Source organism: Pseudomonas sp. (assembly GCF_046581935.1).
Taxonomy (GTDB): domain Bacteria; phylum Pseudomonadota; class Gammaproteobacteria; order Pseudomonadales; family Pseudomonadaceae; genus Aquipseudomonas.
On sequence record NZ_JAYGFK010000001.1, the window covers coordinates 305,425 to 318,568 of the forward strand.

The window sequence follows — 13,144 nt, forward strand, 5'->3', positions numbered from 1 at the left end:
TAAACCACAACAAACCCGCAACCCACAAGGGCGCAGAAGATGCCCACTTACCCCAACACTCAGCCAACAACTGGATATGAAAAAGTGAATATGGACGCCAAGATCAAAAATACGCCCGCAAAACTAATAGCCTGGATGACCGGAGCCTTATCCAGCGTGATTGGCATTTGCTGGGCAATCGTGACCTATGTATTCCCGGACCCATCGATTTTCGGGCTGGGTGTCGTGAACTGGAAAAACTTTCTGTCTTTTTTCGCGGCCTTCGTTTTTATGATGGCCATGATGATCGCCATCTTTGCCTTGCGCCTGCCAACTTTTCCCCGCCGCCTGGTCAACTTCATATTGGCTGCAGGGCTGTCAGCCGGCTTCTTCGTCATTGGTATGGAATACGCAAAACCGTCGTTCGAATTTGCCAAAGCCCAGGACCGCATCGTAGAAAACGACAGCCCAACACTCTTTGGTAAGCGCATGGAAATGGTCAATAACGTGCGTATCAGCCTGGTCAACTGCAACTTCATCGCCCAAACACCTTCTTGCGTATTTGAGTTCAACAGCACCAACAAAGACCGCGAAGTTCAGGTGCGCAGCGTAAGTGCAGTGTTCGAACAGGACGGCAACAACCTGCGATTGGAAAAAACCTTAGTGGGTAATGAGGAGCTGAAGTACGGCTCTATCGAGCTGGTGCGTAACCTCAACACCAAGGTGACCTTAATCTTCAAGCAAACGCGCAACGACCTGAGCACCATCCCCTCGGTCAAGCTGGTACTTAATGGCCTGGATAACCATGAGCGGGTAATCAAGTTCAATGACGTCACCGCCGCACGCTGACCGAGCCTGCCGTAGCCGTAGGATGGGTGGAGCGTAGCGATACCCATCACGCTGACCGCCCCACACGCCCCGCCCCGAACACGGTTACACCTATGGCCGGGGCTGCGGCAATTGCCCCGTGCGCGCCGCAACAGCGCAGCCGCGAATAATCGCCCCGCCTCACCTTGTGGCACTTAAACCAGTGCCACAGCCTGCCCTCAACTGCATTAACAGGCTCGGCCGGGCTAAGGGCGCGCAACCACTGCACGCCAATAAACCCATTGAATGCCACCCCGCTTGTCCCATCTGCTGCCTTTTATGGCCATAAACCGCTACAATCGCGCCCCTTTCGCGCCCGTGCGCCCGCTCAACTGGACCAAGATTCGTGATCTCCACCGCCAACATCACCATGCAATTCGGCGCTAAGCCGCTGTTCGAGAACGTTTCCGTCAAATTTGGCGGCGGCAACCGTTACGGCCTGATCGGGGCCAACGGCTGTGGCAAGTCGACCTTTATGAAAATTCTCGGTGATGATCTGGAGCCGTCCGGTGGCCAGGTGATGCTGGAGCCCAATGTGCGCCTGGGTAAGCTGCGCCAGGACCAGTTTGCTTACGAAAACTTCAGCGTGATCGACACCGTGATCATGGGCCACGAAGAGCTGTGGAAGGTCAAAGCCGAGCGCGACCGCATCTACTCGCTGGCGGAAATGAGCGAAGAAGACGGCATGAAGGTCGGCGAGCTTGAAGGTGAATTCGCCGAGATGGACGGCTACACCGCTGAGTCCCGCGCTGGCGAGCTGCTGCTCGGCCTGGGTATTCCGCTGGAACAGCACTTCGGCCCGATGAGTGAAGTGGCTCCAGGCTGGAAACTGCGCGTGCTGCTGGCTCAGGCGCTGTTCTCCGATCCGGACGTGCTGCTGCTCGATGAACCAACCAACCACCTGGATATCAACACCATCCGCTGGCTGGAAACGATTCTGACCACGCGTAACAGCACCATGATCATCATTTCTCACGACCGTCACTTCCTCAACAGCGTGTGCACCCACATGGCTGACCTGGATTACGGCGAGTTGCGCCTGTTCCCCGGCAACTACGACGAGTACATGACGGCGGCTACTCAGTCACGCGAGCAACTGCTCTCAGACAACGCCAAGAAGAAAGCGCAAATCTCTGAGCTGCAAAGCTTTGTTAGCCGCTTCTCGGCCAACGCTTCGAAATCCAAGCAGGCCTCGTCGCGCGCCAAGCAGATCGACAAAATCCAGCTGGCCGAGGTCAAGCCGTCCAGCCGTGTCAGCCCGTTCATTCGTTTCGAGCAGAACAAAAAGCTGCACCGCCAGGCGGTGATGATCGACAAACTGGCCAAAGGTTTTGACGGTAAAGAGCTGTTCAAGAACTTCAGCTTCCAGGTTGAAGCCGGCGAGCGCGTGGCGATTATCGGCCCGAACGGTATCGGTAAAACCACCCTGCTGCGCACCCTGGTCGGCGAACTGACGCCGGATGCCGGTAACGTGAAATGGACCGACAGCGCCGAGCTGGGCTATTACGCCCAAGACCATGCTCACGATTTCGAAGACGACGTTAGCCTGTTCGACTGGATGGGCCAGTGGACCACCGGCGAGCAGATGATTCGCGGCACGCTGGGGCGCATGCTGTTCAGCAACGACGAAATTCTCAAATCGGTGAAGGTGATCTCCGGTGGTGAGCAAGGCCGCATGCTGTTCGGCAAGCTGATCCTGCAAAAGCCTAACGTGCTGGTGATGGACGAACCGACCAACCACTTGGACATGGAGTCCATCGAGGCGCTCAACCTGGCGCTGGAAAACTACCCAGGCACGCTGATCTTCGTCAGTCACGACCGTGAATTCGTTGGCTCCCTGGCCACGCGTATCATCGAGTTGTCGGCCAACGGCATCACCGACTTCAGCGGCACCTACGATGACTACCTGCGCAGCCAGGGTGTGATCGTTTAAGCGCCATTAGGCAACAAAAAATCCCGCTCAATGAGCGGGATTTTTGTTTTATCTTCTGGGTTAATTAGCGGGCTGCTGATTTCTTCTTGCTCGGCAGCAAGTGCGAAAACACCGCGTGCAGGTCGCCAGATGCAGCTTCGCCATCCAGGTTGAGCTTGGCGTCGACGCTATCCATGTGGCGCATCATCAGCTCTACCGCAGCATCAACATTGCCGGCCTCAATCGCATCGATCACCAGGTCGTGTTCGGCATCCGAGCAGTGCGTACGGCTCTTGCTTTCATACAGCGCGATGATCAGTGATGTTTGGGAAATCAGGCTGCGCAGAAAGCCCAGCAGCGTCAGGTTACCGGCAGCCTCGGCCAACTTGAGGTGGAACTCACCGGAGAGGCGAATGCCCATGCCGCGATCACCACGGGCAAAGCAATCGCGCTCATCAATGACCATCTGGCGCAGCGCGGCAATCTGTTCAGGCTTGGCATTTTTGCAGGCCAACTCGGTTATCGCCCGCTCGATCATGCGCCGCACATAGAAAATCTGCCGCGCTTCTTCCGCTCCAGGGCTGGCCACTACCGCGCCGCGATTAGGCCTTAGCAGCACCACACCTTCGTGGGCCAGGCGTGATAAAGCACGACGAATAATGGTGCGGCTGACGCCAAAGATCTCACCGAGCGCCTCTTCACTGAGCTTGGTGCCAGGCGCTAAGCGTTGCTCAAGAATGGCGTCGAAGATATGCGCGTAAACGACATCATCCTGGGTTCCACTTCGAGTGCCCTTGCCGGCGCGCGTCTGCTTCTTTAAGGGCTGCAATTGTTCGTTCATTGTGGCTCGCGTGATCAAGGTTCGTCGGTTACGGATGCAACTTTACTGCCGTTTACACACCCTATGGCAAGCAGGAAAGCAGTAATAACTCACAAATAAAAAGCCCGGCATTGTACACAAAACAACCAAACCATACCTATTCAGCAGCGCTCAACAATACCCGCAAAACACTGCATGCCAGGACAGATGAGCAGACTGTCTGCACGTCGCCACCGGCGTTAAAACCCTAGCACCCTCACAAGCTATTCCCGCTTTGTACAGCAAATAAGCAGGGCCAGATGGCAGCAGACAAACAAATACTATTTTTGTATACAATGCCCAGGACAATCCTAGTCGCATTTCTGACCATCGCTCGTTGTGCTGCAAAACAACAAGCACACCCTCACGCAAGCTGAAGCCTCGGCATGAGCACTGAGCTTTGGCCCCCTTGGAGAATAGGTAATGAGCCTGGAAACCTGGCTGCTGTTCGCAAGCGCTGCACTGGTTGTGATTCTGATACCAGGGCCACTGTCACTGTTGATGGTCAGCAATAGCCTGAATTACGGCCTGCGCCGCTCGGCCCCGGCCTTTATCGGCGGCGTATCAGCTTCAATCTGCTTGTTGAGTGCCTCGGCGCTGGGGCTTGGGGCATTGCTACTGGCCTCGGAGCAGCTGTTTAGCCTGCTGAAACTTATCGGCGCGCTGTACCTGTTCTACCTCGCCTGGCAAAGCTGGCAAGCCTCCCGCCAAGCAGCCAAACCCGTGACGCAAGAACTAGCAGCACTTAACCCAAGCTTTCGCAGCATGTTTTGGAAGGCCTTTGGCTTGGGAGCCAGCAACCCCAAAGACATTCTGTTTTTTGCAGCTTTTCTACCGCAGTTCATCAGCGCCGAACGGCCCATGCTTGGCCAGCTACTCGTGATGATCGCCACTTGGGCCGTACTCGACCTAACCTGCAAGCTGTTCTATGGCCTCAGCGCTCAAGGCGCGGCGCGCTACTTGCGCTCAGGCAAAGGCCAGGTGTGGTTCAACCGTATTAGCGCTACCCTGTTTGGCGGTGCTGGGGCTGCGTCATTGCTCAGCCGCTAGCAATACCAAGCGCTCAAGCCCCCTTCGCCGGTAGCTTGAGCGCTTTGTCGAACGCGCGATGAATAAGAGTGGATTGCAGGACTGTCTGTATGCGGCTAGCCATGCAATCAAGTTGCGCAGAGGCAAGAACTTGCTTCAGCTACCGCGGTAGGTGGAATAGCTGTACGGGGAAATCAGCAGCGGGACGTGGTAATGCTCCTGCTCAGCATCAATCCCAAAACGCAGCACCACCACATCGAGAAACGCCGGTTCCGGCAACGCGACGCCGCGCGCGCGATAGTAATCACCAGCATGGAAATGCAGCTGATAAACGCCACTGCGATAATCATCACCTTGTAAAACCGGCGCAGCACAACGGCCGTCATGGTTGGTGACAACGCTGTTGAGCAGCACAAGCTGAGCCCCATCAACGCGATACAGTTCGACTTTTAACGCGCTGCCTGGGCAGCCATGGGCAGCGTCTAATACGTGCGTGGTCAATCGTCCCATTGCTTATGGGCACCTGCGTAAATAACCAACACAGATGCCACGCCTCCTCTGATTTATTGGGCTTGGCAGGCTCATCGGGCTAACGTCTTGAATGAGCGCTAGCATAGTATGCTAAATGCACAGACCGAGACACTTCGATAAAAAACTGTGCACAATAATCAAAATATTAATTACTTAAAGCGCACCTTAATAAAGCAATAAAACGCTCTTAGATGCTTGTGCGCACTGGTTTCTGGCAAAACTACGCACATAGCAGCACCAGAAACACACAAGCGCCAGGAAAAATAAGCAGATTTTAGATTTACAATGCGCAAATCACTTTGTATACAATTCACCATCAAGACATATACAGCACCTGCGCACGCCCAATGACCGCCGCAAACAGCAATAAGGAATACAGCAGTGAGCGCTGACTACCCACGCGACCTGATTGGTTACGCCAACAACCCGCCTCACCCGCACTGGCCGAATGAGGCGCGTATCGCCCTGTCATTTGTCCTCAACTATGAGGAAGGCGGCGAACGTAACATCCTGCATGGCGACAAAGAGTCCGAGGCATTCCTCTCTGAGATGGTGTCTGCGCAGCCGCTGCAAGGCGCACGCAACATGAGCATGGAGTCGCTTTACGAATACGGCAGTCGCGCCGGCGTCTGGCGCCTGCTCAGGCTGTTCCAGAAGCACAATATCCCGCTGACCATTTTTGCTGTGGCAATGGCTGCGCAGCGCCATCCGGATGTGATCAAGGCAATGGTCGCGGCCGGTCATGAAATTTGCAGCCATGGCTATCGCTGGATCGACTATCAGTACATGGATGAAGCGCAAGAGCGCGCCCATATGCTTGACGCCATCCGCATCCTCACCGAGCTAACCGGGCAACGTCCGCAGGGCTGGTACACCGGGCGTACCGGCCCCAACACCCGACGCCTGGTACGCGAGGAAGGTGGCTTCCTCTATGACAGCGACACCTACGACGACGACCTGCCCTACTGGGACCCGGCCAGCACGGCGGCCAAACCGCACTTGGTAATTCCCTATACCCTGGATACCAATGACATGCGCTTCACCCAGGTGCAGGGCTTCAATAAGGGCGATGACTTTTTTGAGTACCTGAAGGACGCCTTCGATGTGCTCTACGCCGAAGGCGTGGCCGGCGCGCCGAAGATGCTCTCGATTGGCATGCACTGCCGCCTGCTCGGCCGGCCTGCCCGCTTGGCGGCCCTGGCGCGCTTTCTGGACTATGTGCAGGGCCACGAAAAAGTCTGGTGCGCCCGCCGGGTCGACATTGCCCAACACTGGTACACCACCCACCCACTGCAGGAGCAGCAGGCCCAGGAGCGCGCAAAATGAGCCGCTTTCAAACCCTGACGCCATCACTTGTTAGCCGTGAGGCGTTCGTCGCGGCCTTCGCCGATATTTATGAGCACTCGCCCTGGATTGCCGAGAAGGCCTTCGATCTCGGCCAGGACCAGAGCATTGATGACATCGACGGCCTGCACCAGCGCATGGCTGATCTGCTGCTTAACGCTGATCACGATAGCCAGTTGGCGCTGATCAACGCTCACCCGGACCTGGCCGGCAAGGCCGCAATCCAGGGCGAGCTGACCGCCTCCAGCACCTCGGAGCAAGCCGGTGCAGGCATTCATGCATGCACCGCCGAAGAGTTCGCCCGCTTCACCGAACTTAACGCTGCCTACAAGGCCAAGTTTGGTTTCCCTTTCATCATGGCGGTGAAAGGCAGCAACCGGCATCAGATCCTGGCGGCCTTTGAAGCGCGCATTCACCACGCCCCAGAGCAGGAGTTCGCCTGCGCCCTGGCCGAGATCAACAAAATTGCGCTGTTTCGCCTGCAGCAGCTTTAAGCCGCAAGCCCAGCACCCCTTCGCCATCAACTAAGGCAGATACGACATGAAAGCTTACGCCGTACCCTTCGAAAAATACGTCAACCTGGCCGACGCCCGCCTCGGCACCCAAGCTATTTCGGTTACTGACGACTGGTTCGCCGACGTTAACCGCCTGTTTCAGCCAACCCCTGCTGTATGGAAAGAAGGGGTTTTCGATGATAACGGCAAGTGGATGGATGGCTGGGAGTCGCGCCGCAAGCGTTTTGAAGGCTACGACAGCGCCGTGATCCGTTTGGGCGTTGCCGGCTCGATCAAGGGTGTGGACATCGATACCAGCTTCTTTACCGGCAACTTCCCGCCATCAGCCTCTCTGGAAGGTTGCTTTGTCAGCGCAGGCGATCCGACCGACGCCACCGAGTGGAGCGAAGTGCTGGGCGCAGTTGAGCTGCAAGGCAACAGCCATCACTACCATGAAATCAACAACAGCCAAGCCTTTACCCACCTGCGCTTCAACATCTACCCGGACGGCGGTGTAGCGCGCTTGCGGGTGTACGGCGTGCCGTTCCGCGACTGGTCTAGCGTGGCTGAGCATGAAGAAATCGACCTGGGTTCGGCGCTCAATGGTGGCCGCGCACTGGCCTGCTCGGATGAGCACTTCGGCCGTATGAGCAATATCCTCAACCCTGGCCGTGGCGTTAACATGGGCGACGGCTGGGAAACTGCGCGACGTCGTACGCCGGGCAATGACTGGGTGATCGTCGCCCTTGGTCATCCGGGTGAAATCGAACGGATCGTCGTCGACACCCTGCACTTCAAGGGCAACTACCCCGACAGCTGCTCGATCCAAGCCGCTTTCGTCAAAGGTGGCACCGACAGCCAGATCGAAACCCAGAGCCTGTTTTGGCGTGAACTGTTGCCAAGCCAAAAACTGCAAATGCACGCCGAGCACGAGTACAGCGAGCAGATCAAACAGCTTGGGCCAATCACTCACGTAAGACTCAACGTGTTCCCGGATGGCGGTGTCAGTCGCCTGCGCCTGTTCGGTAAAGTCGCCAAGTAACACTGATAACTTGTAGGAGAGGCTTTAGCCGCGATGTTGCTTAACGCTCGCGGCTAAAGCGGCATGCAGCCCCCTCCCAAACAAACGCACAAGCAACCGAACTTAAACACAGAAGACCAAGATGCGCACATTGATCATTGAGCCGCTGAGCAAAGAAGCTTTCGCCCCTTTTGGTGACGTTATCGAAACCGATGGCAGCGAATACTTCATGATCAACAATGGTTCCACTCGCCGCTATCACAAACTGGCCACCGTTGAGACTGCGCAGCCAGAGGATAAGGCGATCATCAGCATTTTCAGGGCTGAGGCTCTGGATATGCCGCTGACCATTGGCATGTTGGAGCGCCACCCGCAGGGCAGCCAGGCGTTTATTCCGCTGCTCGGCAAACCTTTTCTGATTGTGGTCGCGCCACATGGCGATGCACCTGAGTCAGCGTTAGTCCGTGCCTTCCGCAGTAATGGCAGGCAGGGCATCAATTACCATCGCGGCGTTTGGCACCACCCAGTGCTAACGATCGAAAAGCGGGATGACTTCCTGGTGGTTGATCGCAGCGGTTCCGGTAACAACTGCGATGAGCATTTCTTTAGCGCCGAGGAGCAACTGCTGCTCGCGCCCCACCAATGAGAGAAGTACAGAGGACCGGCGTGCCGGCACTGGGAAAGAGGTTCTATTGTGGAAGCACATTTAACTGAGTGGCTGAACCTGAGTGTGCGCTGGGTGCACATGATCACCGGCATCGCCTGGATCGGCGCATCCTTCTATTTCGTCTGGCTGGAAAACAACCTCAACCGCGCCAATCCGCGCGAAGGCTTGTCCGGCGACCTCTGGGCGATCCACGGCGGCGGCATTTACCACCTGGAAAAGTACAAATTGGCTCCTGCAAAAATGCCGGAGAACCTGCACTGGTTTAAGTGGGAAGCCTACTTCACTTGGTTATCCGGTGTGGCCCTGCTGATGGTGGTCTACTACCTCAACCCGAGCCTGTACCTGATTGCCCCCGGTAGTGATATGCCCCCGGCCAGCGCAATTGCCATCGGCTTCGGTTCACTGGCCGTAGGCTACGCGGTCTATCACCTGCTCTGTGACTCGGTCCTGGGTAAACGCCCCGCCCTGCTCGGTGTCGTGCTGTTTGTTCTGCTCATTGCCGCCGCGTATGGCTTCAGCCTGATTTTCAGCGGTCGCGCCGCCTACCTGCATGTTGGTGCAATTATCGGCACCATCATGGTCGGCAACGTGTTCTTCACCATCATGCCGGCCCAGCGTGCGCTGGTTAAAGCCATCGAAACCAACACCACGCCAGACCCCAGCCTGCCGGCCAAAGGCCTGCTGCGCTCACGCCACAACAACTACTTCACCCTGCCGGTGCTGTTCATCATGATCAGCAACCACTTCCCGAGCACCTATGGCAGCCCATACAACTGGTTGATTCTGGCCGGCATCGCCGTCATCGCGGTATTGGTGCGCCATTACTTCAATACCCGGCATAACAGCAGCAAGTACGTTTGGACCCTGCCCGCCGCCGCCTTGGGGATGATTTGCCTGGCCTTCGTCACAAGCCCAGAGCTGAAAACAGCTGCGCCACAACCGCAAAACACCTCACCACAAAGCACCAGTAGCCCTCAAACCAGCAGTGCTGAGGTTGCACCCGCCGCAGGTGGCTTTGCTCAGGTTTACAGCGTGATTCATCAGCGTTGCAGCGTGTGCCACTCGGCCACCCCAAGCAGCCCGATGTTCACTGCTGCACCTGCCGGTTTGATGCTCGACACCCCAGAGCAGATCAAGGCACAGGCCGCGAAAATACACGCCCAGAGCGTGGCATCGCAGATCATGCCGTTGGGCAACATCACCCAAATGACTCAAGAAGAACGCAACCTGATCGGTTCATGGATTGAGCAAGGCGCACCACTCAATTGATCACTCGATATCGCCCCTTCGGGGGCGCTATCTGCTTGTAACCTCAGACATCCCACGCTCAACTCCCGCCTACACAACGCAACGTCCCTCGATAGTCGCTAGTCATCAACGATCACATGCGACGTTTATGTCGAATCGCGCAAACAGCGCGCCACTCATCGCGTGGAGACTCCAGCCGGCATGCAGGCAAATCGGGTCTGCCCAGCGAAAACCTAATCATTGAACATGCCGCACAACGTCTTCGGCATCGCAGCGCTCAGTGGCTCAGTGGCTCAGTGGCTCAGCCGATGGCATGACTGGGCGGTATAAATGCAGGCCTTAACTTGACGCACCGTTCTGGCGCAAAAAATAGGTTTGTTCTGCTGAGCCAGGCAGAAAGCCACCCATTGCAATCAACCAAACGATGATTGCCAGCAATAAATTAACGGCACGGTAGGAATATAGAACTCAAAAATACGATTTTTTGTACACAAATATCCAAAATATAGTGTTCTAAATCGTATTTCATATGTACAACTGCGCTGTACTCAGTCTGTTCTACAAATTTTTCGGCAATCAGCATAAAAACAGTCGAAAGCGGAATGGATAGTGCTTACCCCTGCTCAGATAGGCGCCTGCACAGACGCACATAACAAAATTCGAGGAGCGGCTCATGCCCACAGATGACTTTCGCATCAAACAAATTGATACCTCGCTGTACAACGAGGACCTGGCCCCGCTCCCGCTGGAAAAGCGCAAATGGGGCTGGTTTGAGATTTTCAACGTCTGGTCCAATGACATCCAAAGCTTGTTCGGCTACACCCTGGCCGCCACCCTGTTTATCTCTTACGGCCTGAACGGCTGGGCAGTGCTGGCTGGTATCGTTCTGGCGGGGTTCATCGTGATGGGCCTGGTGCAGCTGACCGGCAAACCCAGCGTTAAGTACGGCATCCCCTTCCCCGTTATGGCCCGCGCCAGCATGGGCGTACGCGGTGCCAACTTCCCGGCCGTGGTGCGCGGCATCGTCGCGATCTTCTGGTACGGCGTGCAAACCTACTTCGCCTCAACCGCTGTGGCCTTGCTGCTTAACTCGCTGTTCGACAGCACCTCAAGCGCGACCTTTTTAGGCATGACCACCATCGGTTGGGTGTCTTATGTGATCGTCTGCGTATTTCAGGTCGGTCTGTTTATCCGCGGGATCGACTGGATTACCAAATTCCTCAACTGGGCCGGCCCATTGGTCTACCTGGTGATGATCGCGCTGATGCTGATGATCTGGTACAAGGCCGGCCCCAGCCTGCTCAGCGAACTGGGCGAGATCTTCCGTGGCACCGGCGAATATGCTGCTGGGCCGGTTGCCGCCTTTGTCGCCGTGGTGGGCACCATGGTCGCCTACTTCGCCGCCGTGGTGATCAACTACGGCGACTTCGCGCGCTTCGTCAAAAGCGAAAAACAAATGACCGTCGGCAACTTTCTCGGACTGCCGGTGAGTTTGGCGATTTTCTCGCTGATCGCCCTGGTGATCACCGCTGGCACGGTGGTGGTGTTTGGCGAGACGCTCACTAACCCGACCGATATCGTCGCCCGAGTAGACAACCTGACCCTAACCATCATCGCGGCACTGACCTTCTTTGCCGCCACAGTCGGCATTAACCTAGTCGCCAACTTCATCCCGCCGGCCTACGACATCGCCAATTTGGCACCGGCACATATCAGCGCGCGTACCGGCGGCTTTATTACTGCGGCCATCGCCTTTTTTATTGGCGCGCTGTGGGTGTCATTTATCAGCAACGTTGGTATCGCCGCCTTCGTCGACACCCTGGGCGCGGTGCTGGCACCGCTGTACGGCATTCTCGTCGCGGACTACTACCTGATACGCAAGCAGCACCTGAACCTGCAGGATTTGTTCAGCGCTGAAGACAGCTCGAGCTATTACTACAATGGCGGCTGGAACCGTAAGGCCATGATCGCCTTCGGCGTGGCATCGGTCTTCTCGGTCGCTTCGGTATGGACACCTGGCCTTAACCAGCTATCCGGTTACTCCTGGCTCTTCGGCGCGCTGCTCGGTGCGTTGTTCCACTACGTGTTAATGCGCAAACACTGCGCTGTGAAAGTCCTAGGCAGCTCCTTGAACTAAGCCTGCAGCCTGGATGCCGGCATCGAAGCTCGGCATCCAGGCTCGATCCAGACTTTACCTCGCTACGCACGGTCAAGCCTGACAGGCTCCTAGCGCTAGGTTTTTAAACGCGCTGAATGCACTTGACTGAAAAGTCAGATAGCCCCGCAAAGCACGCCCTGCAAGCCTTGAGACGCGCGCGAAGCGGGTGCTACCATGCCCGCCGCTGCCCAGCCAGGGCGACCGAAAAGCCAAGAGACTTATGACCAGTATTCGCGAGCGCAACAAAGAGCTGATTTTGCGCGCGGCCAGTGAGGAGTTCGCCGACAAAGGTTTTGCTGCCAGTAAAACCAGCGATATCGCCGCCAAGGCTGGGGTACCCAAGCCCAACGTTTACTACTACTTCAAGTCCAAAGACAACCTCTACCGCGAAGTGCTGGAAAGCATTATCGAACCACTGTTGAATGCCTCAGCACCCTTCAACCAGCCGGGCAAACCTGCCGAGGTACTGCGTGCCTATATCCGCTCGAAGATCCGCATTTCTCGCGAGCTGCCCTCGGCCTCCAAGGTATTTGCCAGTGAAATCATGCATGGCGCGCCACACCTATCCACCGAGCAAGTCGCGCAACTGAATGCCCAGGCCAAACACAATATCTCCTGCATCCAAGGTTGGATCGACCAAGGCCTGATGGCCAAGGTTGACCCGCACCACCTGCTGTTCAGCATCTGGGCAGCCACGCAAACCTACGCGGATTTCGACTGGCAAATATCCACCGTCACGGGCAAAGCCAGCCTCGACGAAAGCGATTACGAGGCGGCCACGCAGACCATCATTCGCCTGGTAATCAAAGGCTGCGAGATCGATGAAACCCAGCCCAGCAGCTCCGAAGAAGTCACCAACGCATAAACCTGACCGTTTGATCACTGCATAGAGACAGCACGCGGTCTGAATTCGGTGCTGCTCTGCTACCGTTCTGAGCCTCTCTCAGCCACACCTGCCTAGCACTCAGCAACGCTAAGGCTTGCATCGTCAGGCAAAAACTCCCTAGGCTGCCAGGCAGCTCGCGCGATAAGCGA

At 56.5% G+C, this 13,144-nt stretch carries 12 protein-coding genes; 10 read left to right on the forward strand and 2 right to left on the reverse strand.

The genetic code is table 11. The features are described from left to right. Positions 1–39 precede the first annotated feature (39 nt). Together VCA57_RS01340 and VCA57_RS01345 are read left to right on the forward strand one after the other, a co-directional pair. Positions 40–828, forward strand: a complete 789-nt coding sequence (locus VCA57_RS01340; protein ID WP_411183152.1) for a hypothetical protein — start codon at positions 40–42, stop codon at positions 826–828. 364 nt (positions 829–1,192) lie between these two features. Further along, positions 1,193–2,779 (forward strand): ABC-F family ATPase, encoded by a 1,587-nt coding sequence (locus VCA57_RS01345; protein WP_411183153.1) that lies wholly within the window; start codon positions 1,193–1,195, stop codon positions 2,777–2,779. 64 nt (positions 2,780–2,843) lie between these two features. Here the strand turns inward: VCA57_RS01345 and VCA57_RS01350 are convergent, their stop codons facing one another. Continuing rightward, a complete protein-coding gene (locus VCA57_RS01350; RefSeq protein WP_411183154.1) occupies positions 2,844–3,599 on the reverse strand; it encodes a GntR family transcriptional regulator in 756 nt (251 codons plus the stop codon). Positions 3,600–4,040: 441 nt separating this feature from the next. On the opposite strand from VCA57_RS01350, the gene VCA57_RS01355 reads away from it, so the two are divergent. Further along, positions 4,041–4,667 carry a LysE family translocator gene (locus VCA57_RS01355; RefSeq protein ID WP_411183155.1) on the forward strand — a complete coding sequence of 209 codons (627 nt, stop codon included), beginning with the start codon at positions 4,041–4,043 and terminating at the stop codon, positions 4,665–4,667. 135 nt (positions 4,668–4,802) lie between these two features. On the opposite strand, the gene uraH is transcribed toward VCA57_RS01355, so the two are convergent. Continuing rightward, positions 4,803–5,156 carry a hydroxyisourate hydrolase gene (uraH, locus tag VCA57_RS01360; protein ID WP_411183156.1) on the reverse strand — a complete coding sequence of 118 codons (354 nt, stop codon included), beginning with the start codon at positions 5,154–5,156 and terminating at the stop codon, positions 4,803–4,805. Positions 5,157–5,558: 402 nt separating this feature from the next. On the opposite strand from uraH, the gene puuE reads away from it, so the two are divergent. The 7 genes from puuE to VCA57_RS01395 all read left to right on the forward strand — a co-directional run bounded on the left by puuE (position 5,559) and on the right by VCA57_RS01395 (position 12,974). Beyond that, the gene (gene puuE / locus VCA57_RS01365) at positions 5,559–6,503 is read left to right on the forward strand and encodes an allantoinase PuuE (RefSeq protein WP_411183157.1); all 945 of its coding nucleotides are present in this window, start codon (positions 5,559–5,561) and stop codon (positions 6,501–6,503) included. Further along, on the forward strand, positions 6,500–7,015 hold the full coding sequence (gene uraD / locus VCA57_RS01370) for a 2-oxo-4-hydroxy-4-carboxy-5-ureidoimidazoline decarboxylase (protein ID WP_411183158.1): 516 nt from the start codon (positions 6,500–6,502) through the stop codon (positions 7,013–7,015). The genes puuE and uraD overlap by 4 nt, the downstream gene beginning before the upstream one ends. A 46-nt stretch (positions 7,016–7,061) precedes the next feature. Beyond that, positions 7,062–8,057 carry an allantoicase gene (gene alc, locus VCA57_RS01375; protein ID WP_411183159.1) on the forward strand — a complete coding sequence of 332 codons (996 nt, stop codon included), beginning with the start codon at positions 7,062–7,064 and terminating at the stop codon, positions 8,055–8,057. Between the two features lie 121 nt (positions 8,058–8,178). Then, positions 8,179–8,682, forward strand: a complete 504-nt coding sequence (locus tag VCA57_RS01380; protein ID WP_411183160.1) for an ureidoglycolate lyase — start codon at positions 8,179–8,181, stop codon at positions 8,680–8,682. 48 nt (positions 8,683–8,730) lie between these two features. Beyond that, complete coding sequence (locus VCA57_RS01385; RefSeq protein ID WP_411183161.1) at positions 8,731–9,972, forward strand: urate hydroxylase PuuD; 1,242 nt, start codon at positions 8,731–8,733, stop codon at positions 9,970–9,972. A 652-nt stretch (positions 9,973–10,624) separates the two neighbouring features. Beyond that, on the forward strand, positions 10,625–12,088 hold the full coding sequence (locus tag VCA57_RS01390) for an NCS1 family nucleobase:cation symporter-1 (RefSeq protein WP_411183162.1): 1,464 nt from the start codon (positions 10,625–10,627) through the stop codon (positions 12,086–12,088). A gap of 241 nt (positions 12,089–12,329) precedes the next feature. Continuing rightward, positions 12,330–12,974, forward strand: coding sequence for a TetR/AcrR family transcriptional regulator (locus VCA57_RS01395; protein WP_411183163.1), 645 nt, complete (start codon positions 12,330–12,332; stop codon positions 12,972–12,974). Positions 12,975–13,144: the final 170 nt, after the last annotated feature.